The sequence below is a fragment of the Nostoc paludosum FACHB-159 genome (assembly GCF_014698835.1).
Taxonomy (GTDB): domain Bacteria; phylum Cyanobacteriota; class Cyanobacteriia; order Cyanobacteriales; family Nostocaceae; genus Nostoc; species Nostoc paludosum.
Genome location: NZ_JACJTU010000003.1, coordinates 251,182 through 271,990, shown reverse-complemented (window position 1 = coordinate 271,990; position 20,809 = coordinate 251,182). Strand labels below are relative to the sequence as shown.

Sequence of the window (20,809 nt, the reverse complement as noted above, 5' to 3'; positions counted from 1 at the left end):
AGTCGAAGGGCGCAGCCGAAGTATGGGGGATGGGGCATTGAGGGTGTGGGAGGTGTGGGAGGAAGGAGAAGCATCAATTCTCTTTCCCCCCACGCTCCCTACACTCCCCACACTCCCCACGCTCCCTACACTCCCTACTCCCCACTTCCCACTCCCTGCTCTCCCGCATGGTAGGAACTACGAACCAGGGGGCCGGAACGGACGTGGCTAAATCCCATTTCCCTTGCTGTGGAGCCGAGTTGCTCGAACTCCTCTGGAGTCCAATATTTTTGGACTGGTAGATGCTCTAAAGAGGGGCGCATATACTGGCCGATAGTCAAGCGATCGCACCCCACAGCCCTTAAATCAGCCATTGCTTGGACGACTTCATCGGTGGTTTCTCCATGTCCCAGCATCAAACCTGATTTGGTGGGAATTGTCGAATCCAGTTCTTTGACCATAGCCAACACTCGTAGGGAGCGATCGTACTTGGCTCCCCGGCGCACTGGCCCGGTTAAGCGTCGCACTGTTTCAATATTGTGGTTAAAACAAGCCACTTTGGCTTCGACAATGGTAGCTATCCGCTGGCGTTGACCTGATTCCCCACTGGCCGCACCACCCCAAAAATCTGGCGTCAGGACTTCAATTTGAGTTTCTGGACTAAATTGGCGAATAGTCGCGATCGTCTTCACAAAATGCCCTGCACCTTGGTCTGGCAAATCATCACGGGCTACAGAAGTCAACACCACATAATGTAATCCTAACAGCTGCACCGCCTCGGCTACCTTTTGCGGTTCCTCTAAATCAATAGGCATCGGTGCATGACCTTTATCTACTTGGCAGAAAGCACAAGAGCGCGTGCAGGTAGGCCCCATCAGTAAAAAAGTTGCAGTTTTTTGGGCGTAGCACTCTCCCCGATTCGGACAACGCCCTTCTTCGCAAATCGTGTGAATTTGCCGCTGTTTAATAATGCGTTGTACGGTAGAGATTTCGCTGGCTTTGCCAATAGGGCGACGTAGCCAGCTAGGCATTGCCATAATTTCAGACTTGAGTTCGGCTTGTTGTGACGAAACCATTGACTGTTGACTGTTGACGGTTGACTGTTGACGGTTGACTGTTGAGGTTTAACGGGCTTTCAAAGGCTTCTTTCATCCCATTACCAGAAGGAATGGGTTTTTCCGATGCGGAAAGTAATTTCTTTGTGTCCTTGCGTCCCCGTGTCTCGCGTCCCTTATGCCCTAGATTAAGGCCAAAGCTTTAAATATCACAATGACATAAATTGAAAAGAACACAAGCAAAAGTTTTGCAAAACACGTGTCGCAATGTCATTTATACCGAAATATACTATCCCCCAATTCATAGATATTTTGTATATAGTGGGAGAATTCTCAAGGACAATCGGCAAATCCGCTATTTACACTTAAAGTTTCTGTTAGAGCAAACAGTCGTGGCAAGCAATAAAATTTTAGTTATCGATGACACTACAGTTGTCAGGGTAAAAGTACGAGAAATGTTGCCACCGGGCAATTTTGAGGTACTGGAAGCAAAAGACGGTGTGGAAGGACTAAATTTCATCCTTCAGGAAAAACTCAGCTTGATTATGCTGGATTTTCTGCTCCCTAAAATGAGTGGCTGGGAAGTTTTCCAGCAAGTTCAAGCTCATCCGGAGTTAAGGAAAATTCCTTTGGTGATCATGTCTGGTCGCAAAGAAGAGGTGACTGAAAAAATCCCAGAACCCTTTGAGTATTTTGAATTTCTGGGCAAGCCTTTCGATCAGAAGCAACTAATTGGCGCAATTAAGTTAGCTATGACAAAAGCGAAGCAGCCACGCCCAGAACTAGTTGCAGTGGGAGCCACCGCTGCTAAGAATGGCACTAGCACAACCTCTAGTGTCACAACTGCTACGGTAGCAACTTCTAGTGAGCCAAATACCTTAGTAACAATCCCACCTGCCGCAAATGCTACAACACCAACCTCTAGTTCTCCAGGAGTCTCCCAGGCGGAAATCGAGGCGTTGAACGATAAAATTGCCAAAATGCAAGCAGAAATAGAGGGCTTGAAGAAACAGCTAACTCAAGTTGTGACTTTTATTAAACAAAAAATCAAATAAGCTAAAACACATTTAAATTGCATAATTACTTCATCTGGCTGTTCTTTGTCACTAGTCATTGGCTATTTGCTTGAGGCGAAACACAAATGACGGTCTTAACCAGAGAATACGCAACTTGGAAACAAATTAGCTTAAAATTTGCGATCGCTATTATCCTCTGCACCTTCAATTACGAATTAATAATTACTAATTACTTGGTCAGGGTGGGAGGATATTACTAACCTCAGTTGCTAGTTTAGCAAAGCATCCCTAGACCCATTAAGCCTGCCGTCGTGAACTTTTGAGTTCAAGAGTACGGCAGGTTTTTTGTTATTTGTGCTGATTGATGGCGAGACAAAATAGACGTTTTAACCTGACAGATAATTTGCAAAATTAAACCATAAAACAACATTATTATTGGATAATAATATTAAAAACAGTTAATAATTTAATGATTTTATTAATAAATATTTAGATAATCATAAAAATAAAAAACTTTATTAAAAATTCAATTTTTTAATGCTAATTAAACAAGAATTTTTACTATTTACTGATAACGATAGTCTGGGGGGGGGAATACTAAGCCATAGAAACAAAAATTATAAATATAGGTTGCAATGTCAATAGTACTAGATACATTATATGCGTTTCCTGGCTATCGGATAACTGAGCAAATCTACTCAGGCAGTAAAACCCTAGTTTATCGGGGTATTAGAGAACAAGACCAAAAATCAGTTGTTCTCAAATTAATGCGGAATGAATATCCTACATTCGCGGAAATTGCCCAATTTCGCAATCAGTATCTCATCTCTAAAAACCTTGATATTCCTGGTATCATCAAACCCTATAGCTTAGAGAATTACCGTAATAGCTACATCTTAGTGATGGAAGACTTTGGCGGTATTTCCCTGCAAAAATGGCGGCTGGAGGGCGAGGATAAAAAAGAAAATAAAATTTCCTTAGATGAGTTTTTTGATATTGCTATTAAAATTGCTTTTATTCTTGAAGGACTGCACCGCGATCGCATTATTCATAAAGATATTAAACCTGCCAATATTCTAATTAACCCAACCACGGGTGAGATAAAAATCATCGACTTTAGTATTGCCACACTCTTACCCAGAGAAAGTCAATGTCTGATCAATCCCAACGTTTTAGAAGGTACCCTCGCTTATATTTCCCCAGAACAAACTGGTAGGATGAACCGAGGTATTGACTACCGCACTGATTTTTATTCCCTTGGTGTCACCTTCTTTGAACTCCTCACCGGGCAGTTACCTTTCACAAGCAAAGATCCGATGGAGTTAGTTTACTCTCATATTGCCAAACAACCGCTAAAAGCTAGCCGGATTAACTCCAATATTCCAGCAATTTTGTCTGATATTATCAGCAAGTTGATGGCTAAAAATGCCGAGGAACGCTATCAAAGTATATTGGGGTTAAAGCATGATTTGGAAGTGTGTCAAAAGCAGTGGCAAGAGACAGGAAATATTGCAACTTTTAAACTAGGTAACCGTGACATCTCAGACCGTTTTGTAATTCCTGAAAAACTCTATGGTCGGCAAAATGAAGTCGAAACCCTACTTGCGGCTTTTGAGCGAGTTGCTAACCCCTTTGAACCCCCCACCAGATGCTATCCTACGGGTTCTGGGTTGGCGCAGTCTCCCATAGAAAAGGAGTACAAGTCAGCAGAATCATTTGCTTTGAGCCAGGAAAACCCATCAATGCAGTGGCTCCCCAACCCCCCGGCTCCCCGTCAAGCAGGAATCAGGGGAGTAGAAATGATATTAGTCGCTGGTTTCTCAGGCATTGGCAAAACTGCTGTAGTCAACGAAGTCCACAAACCCATCCTGCGCCACCGGAGTTACTTCATCAAAGGAAAATTCGATCAGTTTCAACGTGATATTCCTTTATCGGGGCTGGTACAAGCTTTTCGAGATTTAATCGGACAATTGCTCTCAGAAACTGATGCCCAAATTCAACAATGGAAAGCCAAGATTCTCCGGGAATTAGGCACACAAAGTCAGGTAATTATTGATGTAATTCCTGAACTAGAAGAGATTATTGGTAAGCAACCTCTAGTTACTGAACTTTCTGGCAGCGCCGCTCAAAATCGTTTTAATTTATTGTTTCAAAAATTCATTCAAATTTTCACAACAAAAGAACATCCCCTCGTTATCTTTCTCGATGACTTACAATGGGCAGATACAGCTTCTTTGAAATTAATTCAGTTATTGATGTGCGAAAGTACCTTGTCTGATATTTCAGAAGATACAGAGAAAATAGCTGAAAACAAGAGAGGTTTATTATTAATTGGTTCCTATCGAGATAATGAAGTTTCAAAAGCACATCCGCTTTATTTAACACTGCAAGAGATTGAACAGGCAGGAGCGAATGTTAGTACTATTAGCCTAGCACCCTTAAATCAGGGAGATTTAAATCATTTAATTGCTGATACCCTTCATTGTCCGGAATTAGTTGCTGTTCCTTTGACTCAGATGGTGTTTGCCAAAACTAAAGGTAACCCATTTTTTTCTATTCAATTTCTCAAGTCTTTATACGAAGAAGGACTAATTGTATTAGACTTTGAGCTTGGTTATTGGCAGTATGATATTTCTAAAATTAAAGAATTAGCTCTTACAGATGATGTAGTAGAATTTATCGGTATTCAGATAGAAAAACTGCCAATAAATACCCAAAAAGTATTAAAACTTGCCGCTTGTATTGGGAACCAATTTGATTTAAAAACTTTGGCGATCGTTCATGAAAAATCTGTAAGAGATACAGCATCAGATTTGTGGCAGGCATTACTAGATGGACTAATAATACCACAAACGGAAATTTACAATATTTTTTCAGCAGATAATACTAATCAAGAGTTAATTACTCAAGGTATAGAATCTACAGAATTTGCAAGCCTGAATTTGCAAATCCCTAAATATAAATTTGTACACGATCGCGTACAACAAGCTGCTTATTCTTTAATACCAGAAGAACAAAAAAAGCCAATTCATTTAAAAATCGGGCTACTGTTGTTAAGCAATATTCCAGTTGCAGAACAAGAAGAAAGAATTTTTGAGCTTGTTAATCAGCTGAATATTGCAGTAGAATTTATCTCCCATCAGGCTAAGCGAGATGAACTCGCCCAAATGAACTTAATTGCTGGACATAAAGCTTTAGCATCAACAGCTTATCCAACTGCGGTTAAATATTTAACTAACGGTATCCAACTACTAGCAGCTGATAGTTGGGAAACAAAACACGATCTCACCCTGAGTTTATATGAAACTGCGACAGAGGCAGCATATTTAGCTGGCAACTTTGAACAGATGGAGCAATTAGCAGAAGTTGTGTTGAGACGTAAACCACTGCTAGAAAAAGTGAAAGTTTATGAAGTTAAAATTCAAGCTTATGGAGCGCAGAACCAAGCCCTGGAGGCTGTAAATACTGCACTGGCATTTGTGAAACTTTTGGGGGTGGAATTTCCCGAACACCCAAACGATTCTGATATTGAATTAGCAATGGCAGAATTAACATCAACTCTCAACGGCAGGTATATTGAAGACTTAATTAATCTGCCAGAGATGACAGAAGCTCAACCTCTAGCAATAATGCGTATACTAGCAACTGCAACCTCTATTACCTATACAGTTGCTCCTAAAATTTTTCTGTTAATTGTTCTGAAACAAACCGAGTTATCGCTCAAATATGGGAATGCTCCATTATCTGCTTTTGGCTATAGTAATTACGGATTAATACTCAACAGTATACTAGGAGATATTAAGTCTGGCTATCAATTTGGCAAACTGGCTGTTAGTCTAGTGGAGCGGCAGAATGCTAAAGATGTTAAAGCTAAAATAATGCTCGGATTTAACACAACTATCCGACATTGGAAGGAACATATTAGGGAAGTATTAAAACCTTTGCTGGAAAGCTACTATACTGCAATAGAAATAGGAGATTTAGAATACGCAGCGTATTATCTTCACTCTTATTCATACTCTTCATATTTCATGAGTAAAGAACTCACAGAGCTAGAACGTGAGATGGCAACTTACAGCAGTGTCATCAAACAACTAAACCAACAAGCAGTATTTAACTGGATTACTATCCACCGACAGAGTGTCTTGAATTTGCTAGGAAATGTCGCCAACCCTTATCATTTAATTGGTGAAGCTTACAACGAGGAAAAAATGCTGCCGCTTTACCATGACACCAATGATGTCATGGGTCTTTTCTACTTATATGCAAGTAAAATTCATCTCTGTTACTTATTTCAGCAATACTCTTTAGCTTTGGAAAATGCTAATTTAGCAGAGAAGTATTTACAAGGTGGAACAGGACAGCCAGTGACTCCTCTTTTCTACTTATATGATTCACTAACACGACTGGCTGTATATCCTGATGTATCAGATTCTGAGCAAAAGTTTATTCTCAATAAAGTTCAACAGAACCAGCAAAAAATGGAGCATTGGGCAGATTGCGCTCCGATGAATTATTTACACAAATATTATCTTGTAGAGGCTGAGCGACATCGAATTGGCGGTCAATATCTCGAAGCAATAGAGTTGTACGATCGCGCTATTTTCCTGGCCAAAGAACATGAGTATATTAATGAAGAAGCACTCGCTCAAGAACTCACCGCCAAATTCTATCTTGGATGGGGCAAACATAAAATTGCCCAAACTTACCTCACAGATGCTTACTATAGTTATGTTCGCTGGGGAGCAGTAGCAAAAGTTAACGATTTGGTAAAACGCTATCCCCTATTACTTGCTCCTGTATTTCAGCAAGAAAAACTAAAACTGAATATCCATTCCAGCCAAGAAAGTACTTCCTTAAATAACATATCTTTATCTAGTGTGAGCAATCAACAAACTGTAGTTGGTTCAAAGACAAGTATTTCTGATTCTCTGGATTTAGCTACATTTATTAAAGCATCTCAAGCACTGTCTGGTGAAATAGAGCTTGAGCGACTGCTTTCTACTTTAATGGAAGTTGCCATCGAGAATGCTGGAGCTTCTAAATGTGCTTTGATTTTAAGCGAAGATGATAGCTTAGAATTAACTGTTACGGCAGTTTGTTCGAGTTCCGATTTTGAACATACCTATACAGAGTTTCCATCAATTTCTTTAGAATCAAGCTACGATGTTCCGATTACTTTGATTAACTACGTTAAGCGTTCTGGAGAAATCTTGGTTATCGATGATGCAACGACTGTTTCCTTTTTAGCAGCTGATAGCTATATTATCTGTGAGGAACCTAAGAGTATATTGTCTATCCCGATTATTAATCAAGGAAAATTGATTGGTATTATTTATCTAGAAAATAGTTTAACGACAGGGGCATTTACACGCGATCGCGTAGAAGTTCTGAAACTACTTACCACCCAAGCAGCAATATCCCTCAAGAATGCTATCCTCTACAAAAATTTGGCACAAGCTAAAGAAAGCTTAGAAAAATACAACTATACTCTAGAGCAAAAAGTCAAAGAAAGAACGCAAGAATTAAACAATAAAAATGAAAAATTACAACAAGCGATACAGGAAGTAAAACGCACTCAAATTCAATTAATTCAAAGCGAAAAAATGTCTTCATTAGGGCAAATGGTAGCGGGGATTGCCCATGAAATTAATAATCCCATTAACTTCATTCATGGAAATATTGCTCATGCTCGTGATTATGTCCAAGATTTACTGGAGTTGATAGCTGTTTATCAACAAGAATATCCTGATTCTTCGCCTATAGTTGAGGATAAATCTGAGGAAATCGACATAGATTTTCTAGCAGAAGACTTGCCAAAAATTCTAGATTCCATGAAGGTTGGCAGCTCGCGTATCCGCACTATTGTTTTGGGCTTACGCAACTTTTCACGGCTTGATGAATATGAAATGAAGCCTGTAGATATTCATGAAGGTATAGATAACACCTTGATGATTTTACAGCATCGACTTAAGGAGAAGAACGATTATCCAGAAATTGAAGTCATTAAAGAATACGGAAATCTTCCAGAAGTGACTTGTTATGCAGGTCAGCTAAATCAGGTATTTATGAATATCTTAAGTAATGCGATCGATGCTTTAGAAGAATTATCCGTAAATGATCAACAGATAAATCTCACTGGAGGCTTTGGATCATCAGAAGTTCCAGAACAAGTGAAAAATCATTCTCCGAAAATTTGCATATCTACTCAACTAACAGATTCTAATAGAGTGATGATTCGGATTGCTGATAACGGTTCTGGTATGACAGAAGCCGTGCGGCAGAAAATTTTTGATCCATTTTTTACCACTAAGTCAGTAGGAAGTGGTACCGGCTTAGGGTTGTCGATTAGCTATCAAATTATTGTGGACAAACACAAAGGTAGTTTAATTTGTAATTCGACACTAGGAGAAGGGACTGAGTTCCTGATTGAAATACCAATGCAACAGCGATAATTGGGGATTGGGAGTGTTAACTGTTGACTGAGGAATTATTATTCTCTCCTCGGCTCCCATCTCCCCTGCTTGTTTTGTGTGTCCTTTTTCTTATTTAGAAGTGACTGAATTAGTGTTCTATGATACAGATGTAGTTGTCATCTTCGGTAAAGACTCTTGAGGCATACGCCGCCCTGTAACTACCATCTTCACTCCACTCCCTGGGGTAATGTTAAAACCTCGACGCTGAGGTTGCTCTGGTCGGCGATCGACTAGCGTTAGGTCATAGTGTGACAAGACAGTTGCTAATACTAGCTTGATTTGAAATACAGCCAAAGCCTCGCCAATACAACGACGAACGCCACCACCAAAGGGCAGGAATTCATAGGGAGAAAATTGACGTTTGACAAAGCGTTCCGGCTGAAATTCTTTAGACTGAGGGTATAAATCTTCACGATGATGAGTCAGATAAATACTGGGAATCAGTATAGTCCCAGGATCTATAGCGTGTCCTAGCAGTTCTACGGGTTCTTGCACCACTCTAGGGAAAGAGAACATTGTAATGGGGTAAATTCGCAAGGTTTCATTACAAACAGCTGTAAGATACGGCAGGCGAGAAATGCTCATCGGGTCTAGGGAATCACCGAGAGTATCGAGTTCTTGCAGCAGTTTTTCACGGATTTGGGGCTTGTGGTGAATCCAGTACAATCCCCAAGCCATTGCCGATGCCGTAGTTTCATAACCGGCAAGTATTAAGGTAATTAACTGATCGCGCAACTCTTGACCTGTCATTGGTTGGCCCGCTTCATCTCTAGAAGATACTAGCAGCGAGAGAATATCGATGCGTTGTGGATCGGGTCGTTGCTGACACTCGGCGATCTCAGCGTCAAGGAATTGCTCGATTTCCTGCCGATCGCGCAGGAACTTTCCCCAAGGACTCCAAGCTCCTAAATCTTTTTGCAAGAATGGGAAAAAAAATAAACTAGAAGTTAAAGGTGAATCAAAAAGCGTTAACAGCAAGGGTAGTAGCTGCTTAAGTTTTTGAATTTTTTCTCCCTCATACAAGCCAAGGACAGCCTGTAAGATGATTTGCATGGATATTTCTTGTGTGAGATTACGAGCTAAAAACGGCTTATTTAGCGGTGGTTGACTAAAGATTTTTTTAGATATATTACAGATTAGCTGACCATAGGCTTGTATCCGCTCTCCATGAAAAGAGGGTGCTACGAGTTTTCGTTGGTGTTTGTGGCGATCGCCGTCCAGGAATAGAACTGAATAACTCCCCAAAAGAGGCTCCACTATTCTGTTAAGTTCTCCTGCTGCTGTAAACTTTTTTCTATCATTAGTTAAAATTTCCTGGATTGCTTGGGGATGGTTCACAAAAACTACAGTATCCCCAAAACCAATTATCCTAGCAGTGAAAATATCAGGATATTGCTGGGCTGCATTTTCCATATAGTGGATAGGATTACTAACCCACTGAAGCTTTTGTAGAAAAGGGGGAGTTTTGATAATATTAGGTAGTTGCATCTTTTTTTACTTTTAAATTGTAGTTAGCTAATAGCCGTTCATTCCTCATAGCTAAATGACTTAACGTAATAGATTCAAAGTTTATAAAGTAAAACTTGAATACACGTTAGTTTTATATTCCACACTACTGCTAAAGCAACTTTAGCTAATAAATGTAGAGTAAGATTTGATTATCAGAATTCTTTTAGTTCCAGTCTTTCTGAATTATGATAGCGAGAAGAGTGGGAACACCACTCAATGTTGCCACTAATCCAACTATGCATTCCTGAGATATATTTTGTCATATAGATATCTAATTCTTCTCCAAAAGATGGAATAAATGATTCTATATTTGTTAAGGAAATTACTTCTTGATTGTGAATTTTAGTCACCTCCTCTATTGCTTCTTCTATAGAAATTTTTTTGTGATAATGCAGAACATATACTAAATTATGAACATCACCACTGGCTATTTCTCTAGATGCTGATAAAATATCGTTAGACCAAGCAATAATGTCAGTTGTAATCAGTTCCAATTTTTTGACAATATAGTGATTCCTTAAAACATCGGGAATCATGAACTGATTACAAAATTCAGCTAATGCAAGAACAGCATAAACTCCTACACTTGACCTACGTATCGTAATATAAGTATCCACATCGGGTACAATTCCCTTGGCACGGTTGGTTGCCTCTTGAACACACCCACAGAAGTAGTCTTCTAAGTAGCTGATGAAATACTTAAACCATTTGATGCTAGCTCTTTGGAGAGTTCGTTGTCGTAAGTCAATTAATGCATGACTGAATAGTGTATCTTGGTTTGTAATTTCTGCACCGTTCAGTATTTCTAAATATCTTTGGTGAAATTTCTTTAATACTTGAGGTTGCTTTTTTAATTCTGAAAGATCGCATTGATCGTCCCAAATAAACACCCAACTCAGCCAGTCATTTGCAATCTTCAATTCCTCAAGATCGCTATCAGGATAGGCAGATGCAGCTAATAAAAAGAATTTAGACTTACAAAATCGCTTATAGGTCGATTCATTAGCCAAGAGATTGAATTTAAGCAACCATCCAAGAGTATATTCTTGCAAAACATCAATATGCTTATTGATTTGGGGCGTAAATGGACAGTATAAACCAGAGCAAAGTAATTGCTGCATAAAAAATCTCTGAGTTAAAACTGAGGAACACAAATAAATTACAAAAGCAAAAATACAATGAACTTTTTAAGAGGCTATAACAGATTTTTTGGAAAAATTTTCTTTAACAGCACATATTATAGCGATGCATAAAGATAGATGAATATTTCCAAACTTACTTGGCTATTGTTCAATCTTTTTTGAAAAAACATAACCGTAATTATCTGTAATTATATTTTTTTAATAAAAAAAGTTACATTTTTGTTCTATTCATCACAAATGCTGTTGACGAACTCAAAAACTTAAACTAATACATTAAAAATATTATTTTGGATTTAACGCTACTTCTATAAAAAAACAAGAGTAATAATGACTAATTTAAGAAAAGAGAATATTGAAATTTGGTCAAACTAAGATTTAGCGGTATATCCATCTGTAGCGATCGCCCTAGCAAAATCTAAACAATTTGATGTCAGAATGTTGCTGTTATCAGACTTTTTGGGAACTATAGAATTGTCACATTGTAAATTTATCAGTCAGTCCGTTCAGCAAATGAGCCAGTTTAGTTACAATCCCAGAGCTAATGATAAACAAGTAACAATGAGTTAAATTAATTTAAATACATGAATTATAAGCCAGATATAAAAATGCCTCATGTCTCGGAAGAGACTTTGATTTTAGTTGTAGATGACACTACTACTAATTTAGAGATAGTCTTGGAAATATTAACTAATGCAGGCTTTGAAGTAGTGACAGAAGTTAATGGAGAAAAAGCACTAAAACAGGTTGAATCTAGACTACCTGATTTAATTTTGTTAGATGTAATGATGCCGAAAATAGATGGGTTTGAAACATGTAAAAAATTGAAAGAAAATGCTGAAACTTGTGATATTCCTGTAATTTTTATGACAGGAAACTCAGATACAGATAGTAAAATCAAAGGTCTAAATATTGGTGCAGTTGACTACATCACAAAACCTTTTCATGAAGAAGAACTATTAGCTAGAATTAAAACACATCTTCAATTGCGAAATCTCACAAAAACTTTAGAAAATCGAGTTGCAGAAAGAACAGCAGCGTTATCTAAAGCATTAAAAGATTTACAAGAATCCCAAATCCAGCTTGTACAGACAGAAAAAATGTCTGCACTTGGTCAATTAGTTGCGGGGGTTGCTCATGAAATTAATAATCCAGTTGGTTTTATTCATGGTAATCTCGGTCACGCTTCGGTATATTTCCAAGCAATGGCTAAGCTAATTGAGCTATATCAACAGCATTATCCCCATCCAGTTGCAGAAATTCAAGAAGAAATTGCAGCGATGGATTTACAGCATATGCTTTGGGATTTACCTAACTTAATTTCTTCAATGAAAGAAGGTGTTCAAAGGATTCGTAACATCAGTACCAGCCTGCGAAACTTTTCTAGAGCAGATAGCGATCGCAAAGTTTATTGCAATATTCATGATGGCATTGATAGTACAATTATGATCCTCAAACATCGCTTAAAAGCATCAGAATACCGTCCCAATATTGAAATAATCAAAAATTACGGTAATTTACCAGAATTAGAATGCTTCAGCGGTCAATTAAATCAAGTATTTATGAATATATTAGCTAATGCTGTTGATGCTTTAGAAGAGTCTAACTTAGGGCGCAGCTATATTGAAATTGAGACCAATCCTAATCAAATTTGGATTCAAACTAGCTTAGCAGAAGATCAAAATCATGTCCTAATTCGGATTAAAGATAATGGTGTAGGCATGTCACCTGAAGTCCGACAAAAAATATTTGACCATTTGTTCACCACCAAACCTGTAGGCCAAGGCACAGGATTAGGGCTATCTATTGCTCGTCAAATTGTTGTTGAAAAACATGGAGGGAGTCTGGAAGTAAATTCAGCACCAGATCAAGGTTCGGAGTTTATTATTAAACTTCCAATTTCAAAAAATTAAATAAAATCATCAAATGTTCCTGAAACTTATGGAACTCTAACCATGTTCGTAAATAATTCTTTATATATCAATTAATATATGTTCAAAGCAGTAGTGGGTCACAGTAACGATCCAGATTCTCTATCGGCAGTTGAGGAAGTTATTCAACAATGTATCACTTCTCTTGCAGATGATATTCCACAAGCTGGAATTCTTTTTGCTGCAATTGACTTCGAGCATTCCCTGATTTTGCAGCAAATTCATCAAGCTTTTAGCGGGATTGAATTAATTGGTGGAACAACAGATGGCGAAATTTCTTCAGTTCTGGAGTTTCAGCAAGACTCAATCACTTTGATGTTGTTTTGCTCAGACGAAGTAGAAATTTATGCAGGAGTTGGACGCCAAATTTCAGCCGATACAATTACTGCAACCAAACAAGCTGTAGAACAAGCCAAAGCAAAAACTACAGCAGCACCAAGCCTATGTTTAACTCATCCAGAGAGTCTTACAACTAGTGGTGTCTCTATATTAAATGGCTTAAAGCTAGCTCTTGGTCAAGATGTACCGATATTTGGCGGTTTAGCAGCCGACCACTCAAAATATCAAAATACATATCAATTTTTTCAAACAGAAGTTTTAAGTGATTCTGTACCAATTCTGCTTTTTTGCGGCAAAATATTGTTTTCTCATGGTGTTGCAAGTGGTTGGCGTCCCATTGGCCAAATCAGCAAAGTAACCAAAGTAGATAAGAATATCCTCTATGAAATAGATGGTAAGCCAGCATTAGATTTTTATCATCATTATCTAGGTTTACTTCCTCCTTCAATGGAATATCCCCTAGCAGTGTTTGAGGAAGATACAGAGAACTTTTATATCAGAGCGCCTATTGCTTACGAGCCAGAATCTGGTAGTATCACATTTTTTGCGGATATTCCTGACCAAGCACTTATTCAAATTTCCGAAGCAGGTTATGAAGATATCCTTGCAGCTTCTAAAGCATCATTTATGAATGCTTTAAATAATTATCCAGGTAAAGAACCAAGTGCGGTTTTGTTTTTCTCATGTGTAGCTCGTCGGCAAATACTTGGTACGAGGGCACAAGAAGAGTACGAAAATACGAAAGTTTGTCTCGACAATTATTTACCTACCTGTGGTTTTTATTCTAATGGAGAGATTGCTCCTATAGATTTAATTAGTCAAACGCAATTTCACAACGAAACTTTTGTAACTTTAATTTTGGGAGTTCAGTAAAAATTGATGGAAAGTTTTGATTGTGAAAAAGAGATTCAGCAACTCCAAAAAACCAATAGAATCATCAAAAAACAGTTAGAGCGGTCTGAGGCAGACCGCATGAGGCTAGAAGATATAAATAAAAAGAAAGAATCTTTACTCAAACAAGTAATTTATGAATTAACAGAATATCAAAATAAATTAGAAGAAAGAAGCCAAGAACTAGAAATGATGCTTTTTAATCTTCAGATGATGGAGAACAAGATGTCTACATTAGGAAGTCTTGTTGCAGATGTAGCTCACGAAATTAATAACCCAATTGGTTTTATAGCAGGTAATTTAACTCCGGCTCAAGAGTATATTCATAATTTATTATGTCTGTTAGATATGTATCAGCAAACTTATCCTCAAGCGTCTCAGGAAATTCGAGAAAAAAGCGAATTTATTGATCTGGAATATCTGCGGGAGGATTTGCCTAAACTCATTTCTTCAATCAAAGAAGGTACAGATCGAATTTCCAATCTCAGCAAGAGCTTGCGAACTTTTTCTAGAGCAGATACAGAACAAAAAGTTCTCTTTAACCTTCATGAAGGTATTAACAGTACTCTCGTTATTCTCAAACATCGTTTGCAAGGGAATAAAATCCGTCCGGCTATTCAAGTAATTCAAGATTACGGTGAATTTTGTTTAATAGAATGCTTTCCAGGGCAACTCAATCAGGTATTTATGAATTTATTAGCAAATGCTATTGATGCTTTAGAAGAGTCTAATTATGGGTTGAGTTTTGATGAAATTAAGGCAAATCCTAATCAAATTACAATTCATACTGCCCTAACTGAAGACAAAAATCACGTATTGATTCGGATTAAAGATAATGGAGTAGGGATACCAGTTGAAGTAAAAGAAAAAATTTTTAACCATTTATTTACAACTAAAGCAGTGGGTAAAGGAACAGGATTAGGATTATCAATAGCCCATCAAATAATTGTCCAAAAACATAAGGGAACTTTGCAAGTAAATTCTGTTTTAGGAGAGGGTTCAGAATTTATAATCACCCTTCCAATTTATTAAGATTGCTAAATTGTCTCTAGTAATGTAAGTAGGTCGGTGTTGAAAATTGTCGTTATGACAAGGCAGGAGGCAGAAGGCAGAAGGCAGAAGGGAAGAGTTTTTTGGGCAACTTTACTTTTAGTTACATATTTTGGTTTTTTTACGCTGTTCTACTTATTTGGAGATAAATACTACAAGCTGATCGGCCGTTACAGATTTCAGTTAAATAGCTAGTGCAGGCTTTTCGCCCCCTACAACAGTTTGATTTAATCTGATTATACAATTTAAAAGTTTTTTAGTTTATCAGACAATAAATTAGAGCGATCGCCCGTGATAATGATGTAAAAAAATAGGATAGTCTTAGAGTATAGTGTTTAAATTTTCTTAAAAAAGATTAGAGTTTACAGAAATTTTCGTTTGCATAGTAGAGGCACACCACAGTCAGCTTCTATGAAATTACTAAAATTTACACAACTTAAAACTGCGATAAGCAGTTACTTGAGAGCCATTTTTGGGAACTCTAAAACTGTAGTTCTAAAGTTGTGTCCTGAAAGTTTATGCCAAATTCCCTTAATCATTCAATAAGTAGCCTGAATCTCCCCTTAGAACGGGATATATTTTTACGTACATTAATCAGAGAACTATCTGGTACATTGCAGGATGTAGTTGGCTTAGAAGAGGCTTCTGGATTTATTAGCGTTGTTGGTGAAAGGATGGGTAGCCAGATTAACCAAGATTACAAATCTGCTTTAGAAGTCTCACATCTTTCCCGAAATCAAGTAGCCGATGTCTTAGTTGATTTAAAAAAACGAATTCAAGGCGATTTTTACGTTATTGAACAAGATGATGAAAAAATTGTTTTTGGCAACCGCGTTTGCCCATTTGGGGACAAAGTTGTTAATCGTCCTGCTATGTGTATGATGACTTCAAATGTCTTTGGAACCATCGCAGCGAATAATCTAGGATATGCGAAAGTACAATTGCAAGATACCATAGCACAGGGCGCTTCTGGATGCAGAGTTATTGTTTATTTAAAACTGACTCCAGAGGCAGAAGATGTAGAAGGTAGAGAATACTTTAGAGGGCTAGAATCTGTCTAAATTGGGCTAGGTCTAGTGTAGATAGGTAAAGTGTAGTCCAAGTTTAAATTGCAAGCCTCATGACTCCTGAACAATTTCTTGAACTTGCCATAGTTTTACCAGAACCTTTACTTTTAGTGACCAATGAGGGTCAAGTCTTAGCTACCAATCAAGCAGTAGCAGATATGCTGACATTACGCCGTCAGGAACTGCAAGGGAAAACGCTCTTTGATTTGGCAACTCAGCCTGCGAGCGATATTATCAAATACCTACAAGCTTGTTCGACTAGCAGAGCAATGATTTTAGGTTCATTAACTTTACGTAAAAATGACGGGCAAACATTAATATGTCGCACTCAAGGAGCAGTTATTCAACCTTGGTCTCCTGAATCTTCAGCTTTAATTCTTTTGCGTTTGGAAAATAGAACTTTAGCCAGCAATAATTTCGTGCTTCTCAACCAAAAAATTGATGAGTTAGGAAAAGAAGTTCAAAAACGTAAACAGGCTGAGTTAGAACTCCAGAAAGCGAATGAAGAATTAGAAATTAGGGTTGAAGAACGTACAACTGCTTTACAAAAAACATTAAATGAACTCCAGCTTACTCAAACTCAGCTGATCCAAGCTGAGAAAATGTCTAGTTTAGGCCAGATGGTAGCTGGGATTGCCCATGAAGTTAATAACCCCGTAAGTTTTATTTATGGTAACCTTCATCATGCCCATAAATATACTCAAGATTTACTGAAATTAATAGAAATTTATCAGCAAATTTGTCAAGATCCTCCTCTAGAGATTCAAAAGCAAATAGAAGAGATAGATTTGAGTTTTTTGATTGAAGATATAACTAAACTCTTCGAGTCAATGACAGCGGGAACACAGCGCATCCAAGAAATTGTTAAATCATTGCGAAATTTTTCGAGACTTGATGAAGCCGAACTTAAGCAAGTTAATATCCATGAAGGAATTGAAAGTACTTTAATGATTTTGGATCATCGACTGCAAGCTAAGCATGACTGTCCAGAAATAAAAGTCATTAAAAAATATGGTCAACTACCCAATGTAACTTGCTACCCCGGTCAACTAAATCAAGTATTTATGAATATCCTGGCTAATGCGATCGATGCTTTAGAAAAGTCCGCAGTCGCTGGCCAGTGGTCAGCAGCCAATTCAAAAACAACTGACAAACCGCAAATTCAAATTACCACTGAACTAATAGATAAAAAGTGGATAGCGATTACTATTGCTGATAATGGTTTTGGAATTGACGAACAAGTTCGCTCAAAGCTATTCGATCCATTTTTCACGACTAAACCCGTGGGTAAAGGTACTGGGCTAGGTCTATCTATAAGCTATCAAATTATAGTGGAAAAACATGGCGGACAACTTAACTGTTTTTCTACTCCGGGAAAAGGTGCAGAATTTTTAATTAAGATACCTGTTAACTTACAGCAGCTTTCATTTGCATGAGGTACAAATTGATTGGTTTTGAGGCAGGGGGCAGGAGGGATAAGAAGAATTTTTATATTTAATTCTCTAGTTGTGTACACTATTCTGAATTTTGGTTTAGTGAATCCAACTTGAAAAACGCCTGCTTGCTAATTAGCAAACAGGCGCTTCTTCAATAGCACAAACTTGTATTGAGCTTCAAATAGTTAAATTTTAGCAGTCGCATCAACTGAGGATTGAGACTGACTTACCGAATCTAACTTTCGCACAACTCGTAGATTTTGTGCTTGTACAGTGCTATTGACTGTTGCTTGCAAAATTGCAGTATGGGAGATGGAATGGTTAGCCAATGTAAATAGTGGATTTGACAAAATGCCTGCAATGGAAGTGGCGATTAGAGTAACCACTAAGCCAACTTGCAAAGGTCTAAATCCAGGCAAATTCCAACGTATTGGAGGATAATTCTTCACTGCGTCGGACATTTCATGGGGTTCTTTGACTACCATCATCTTGACTACGCGAATGTAGTAGTAAATGGAGACGACGCTAGTAACTAGGCCCAGCAAGACTAATCCATAAAGACCTGCTTGCCAACCAGCCCAAAACAAGTAAATCTTACCAAAAAACCCAGCTAATGGTGGAATACCGCCCAAGGAAAGTAGGGAGATACTTAAGCCCAGTGTTAGGAGTGGGTCTTTTTGATATAGTCCGGAGTATTCGGCAATCTGGTCGGTTCCTGTACGCAAGGAGAACAGAATGATGCAGGTGAAGCCGCACAGGTTCATGAATAGGTAGACCAGGAGGTAAAATATCATGCTGGCGTAACCTGCCTGTGTGCTAGCAATTAAGCCAATCATCACAAACCCCGCTTGGGCAATGGATGAATAAGCTAGCATCCGTTTCATGCTGGTTTGGGCTAGGGCAACTACGTTACCCAAAATCATACTCAGAACGGCCAGAGCAGTGAAGACAAACTTCCATTCCTCAGCTACAAGGGGGAAGGCTGTTGTTAGCAAGCGGATAGCTAGAGCAAACCCGGCTGCTTTGGAACCTACAGATAAAAAGGCAATTACTGGGGTGGGAGCGCCTTCGTAAACGTCTGGTGTCCACTGGTGGAACGGTGCGGCGGAGATTTTAAAGCCAATACCTGCGATCGCAAAAACCAGAGCAATCACTAAACCTAAAGATTGACCAGCCTTAGCTGTGGCAATGCCAGTGGCGATCGCACTTAGTTCAGTTTGTCCACCTGATAACCCATACAGCAATGATACTCCGTACAAAAATACTGCTGTACTGGAAGCTCCTATTAACAGGTATTTCAGCGCCGCTTCGTTAGAGCGGGGGTCACGCTTAGTATAACCTGTTAACAAGTAAGAGGAGATACTCAGGGTTTCTAGTGAGATGAAAATCATGACTAACTCACTAGCCCCGGATAAAAACATCCCTCCAAGGGTAGCGGTCAGCAAAATAGCGATGAATTCTGCTAAAGCGGTGCCACTCTGCTCAATGTAGCGAATTGACATCAATATAGTAAAAGCGGCAGACAACGCGACGATACCGCGAAAGACGATACTAAGGTTGTCACTGTTAAAACCGCCGCTAAAAGAGATGGGATTGAGAGCATCCCATTGAAAATACAGGGCGACAATCGAAGCCAATAAACCTGCGATCGCTAGGTATCCAACCCAGCGCGAGGATGTACGCCCCAAAATCAAATCAACAATCAAAACCCCCAAGAGGGTGAGAATCACAATTCCCTCTGGTAAGATCGTTCCAGCATTTAACTGGGATGCAAGATTAGCAAAATCCATGAGATGTATAGGTTTTGGCGATTAGACATTAAGGCTAACTCTGTTCATTCTATCTATTGTTCTTTACCAAAGTTGCATTAAAAAGAAGAATTCAGAATTCACAAGTCAGAATTCAGAATGGCTACGCCCCACTGCGCTAACAGGAATCAGAACAAAAAAGTGGAGTATAACTGTTGAATCATATAGGACATCAGCTTACCGTAAAACCCAGCCTCCCAAAAAACTTTCGTAAGCCTGTTGCCTGTTGCCTATTGCCTGCTATAACAACTATGGCCACCATCAGATTAAATTATGCTCAAGTGCAGGCTTGGCTGCTTTGCGATCGAAATTCAAATCTAAATAAATAAGCAGCTCAGCCATATCCTGAACTGCTTATTAAAACTTCGCAGATTCAGTTTTATACTAAACTGCTAATTTGGTGATAGTTTTTGCTTGGCGTAGGCGTAGCCCGTCGTAGACATCGCTATGATGCTTTTGCCGTCGTGAATCGTCTCAAAACTTAATAGCCTCGTGAGTATCCACTATTATTATTTTTTTGCCAACCACCACCGCCAGAGCGAGCGCCTTTCTCCTCTCGTGGTCTGGCTTTATTAACCTTCATTACACGACCCATCCATTCGGCACCATCCAAAGCCTGTATAGCAGCATCTTCTGCGGCTGATGATTCCATTTCCACAAAACCAAAGCCCCGTGCGCGACCTGTTTCCCTGTCTGTGGGTAATTGAACGCGTGTGACGGCGCCATACTCGGAAAATACCTTACTAAGGTCGTCTTGTGTGACGCTGTAGGATAGGTTCCCTACGTAGATTGACATGAAACTCTCCAGAATCCATTGATGCAGAGATGTTCATCCGGAGAGCCGCTTGCAATTATTACTAACAACAAGATTCGTATCGCCGAACTTAACTTCTCCAAAATTATCCTACCATAACTTTCGATTTGGGCAAGCCCGAATTCGTGCATTTGTCCTGATGTATGGTAAAATGCATCATTTTTGTCTATACTTACTATTTATATTTTTTACCGTACTGTTTATTTCTTAGATCGGGTTTTTACACCAAATTTTCCTGGTTCTATTCCCCAGTCGATCCAGCAAATTGCTTCACGGAATAATTTTATTGTTTTAACGGG

At 38.7% G+C, this 20,809-nt stretch carries 13 protein-coding genes; 8 read left to right on the top strand and 5 right to left on the bottom strand.

Annotation, left to right across the window (positions count from 1 at the left end; all coding sequences use genetic code 11):
* Positions 1 to 134: 134 nt before the first annotated feature.
* On the bottom strand, positions 135 to 1,055 hold the full coding sequence (lipA, locus tag H6H03_RS04930; RefSeq protein WP_190954025.1) for a lipoyl synthase: 921 nt from the start codon (positions 1,053 to 1,055) through the stop codon (positions 135 to 137).
* A 371-nt stretch (positions 1,056 to 1,426) separates the two neighbouring features.
* On the opposite strand from lipA, the gene H6H03_RS04925 reads away from it, so the two are divergent.
* The 3 genes from H6H03_RS04925 to H6H03_RS04915 all read left to right on the top strand — a co-directional run bounded on the left by H6H03_RS04925 (position 1,427) and on the right by H6H03_RS04915 (position 8,505).
* Positions 1,427 to 2,089, top strand: coding sequence for a response regulator (locus H6H03_RS04925; protein WP_190954024.1), 663 nt, complete (start codon positions 1,427 to 1,429; stop codon positions 2,087 to 2,089).
* Between the two features lie 86 nt (positions 2,090 to 2,175).
* On the top strand, positions 2,176 to 2,310 hold the full coding sequence (locus H6H03_RS41140) for a hypothetical protein (RefSeq protein WP_277926129.1): 135 nt from the start codon (positions 2,176 to 2,178) through the stop codon (positions 2,308 to 2,310).
* A 375-nt stretch (positions 2,311 to 2,685) separates the two neighbouring features.
* Positions 2,686 to 8,505 carry a trifunctional serine/threonine-protein kinase/ATP-binding protein/sensor histidine kinase gene (locus tag H6H03_RS04915; protein ID WP_242057728.1) on the top strand — a complete coding sequence of 1,940 codons (5,820 nt, stop codon included), beginning with the start codon at positions 2,686 to 2,688 and terminating at the stop codon, positions 8,503 to 8,505.
* Between the two features lie 117 nt (positions 8,506 to 8,622).
* Here H6H03_RS04915 and H6H03_RS04910 read toward each other — a convergent pair whose 3' ends face one another.
* Positions 8,623 to 10,014, bottom strand: a complete 1,392-nt coding sequence (locus tag H6H03_RS04910) for a cytochrome P450 (protein WP_190954023.1) — start codon at positions 10,012 to 10,014, stop codon at positions 8,623 to 8,625.
* Between the two features lie 173 nt (positions 10,015 to 10,187).
* Entirely contained in the window at positions 10,188 to 11,156 is a 969-nt protein-coding gene (locus tag H6H03_RS04905; protein ID WP_190954022.1) for a terpene synthase family protein, read from the bottom strand.
* A gap of 626 nt (positions 11,157 to 11,782) precedes the next feature.
* On the opposite strand from H6H03_RS04905, the gene H6H03_RS04900 reads away from it, so the two are divergent.
* The 5 genes from H6H03_RS04900 to H6H03_RS04880 all read left to right on the top strand — a co-directional run bounded on the left by H6H03_RS04900 (position 11,783) and on the right by H6H03_RS04880 (position 17,888).
* Positions 11,783 to 13,087, top strand: coding sequence for a hybrid sensor histidine kinase/response regulator (locus H6H03_RS04900; RefSeq protein ID WP_190954021.1), 1,305 nt, complete (start codon positions 11,783 to 11,785; stop codon positions 13,085 to 13,087).
* A 78-nt stretch (positions 13,088 to 13,165) separates the two neighbouring features.
* Positions 13,166 to 14,317 (top strand): FIST signal transduction protein, encoded by a 1,152-nt coding sequence (locus H6H03_RS04895; RefSeq protein ID WP_190954020.1) that lies wholly within the window; start codon positions 13,166 to 13,168, stop codon positions 14,315 to 14,317.
* Between the two features lie 99 nt (positions 14,318 to 14,416).
* Positions 14,417 to 15,367 (top strand): sensor histidine kinase, encoded by a 951-nt coding sequence (locus H6H03_RS04890; protein ID WP_313931791.1) that lies wholly within the window; start codon positions 14,417 to 14,419, stop codon positions 15,365 to 15,367.
* Between the two features lie 536 nt (positions 15,368 to 15,903).
* Positions 15,904 to 16,446, top strand: coding sequence for a methanogen output domain 1-containing protein (locus H6H03_RS04885; RefSeq protein WP_190954018.1), 543 nt, complete (start codon positions 15,904 to 15,906; stop codon positions 16,444 to 16,446).
* Between the two features lie 59 nt (positions 16,447 to 16,505).
* A complete protein-coding gene (locus H6H03_RS04880; protein ID WP_190954017.1) occupies positions 16,506 to 17,888 on the top strand; it encodes an ATP-binding protein in 1,383 nt (460 codons plus the stop codon).
* A 185-nt stretch (positions 17,889 to 18,073) separates the two neighbouring features.
* Here the strand turns inward: H6H03_RS04880 and H6H03_RS04875 are convergent, their stop codons facing one another.
* Entirely contained in the window at positions 18,074 to 19,678 is a 1,605-nt protein-coding gene (locus tag H6H03_RS04875; protein WP_190954016.1) for an NAD(P)H-quinone oxidoreductase subunit N, read from the bottom strand.
* Between the two features lie 499 nt (positions 19,679 to 20,177).
* A complete protein-coding gene (locus H6H03_RS04870) occupies positions 20,178 to 20,492 on the bottom strand; it encodes an RNA recognition motif domain-containing protein (RefSeq protein ID WP_190954015.1) in 315 nt (104 codons plus the stop codon).
* Positions 20,493 to 20,809 lie beyond the last annotated feature (317 nt).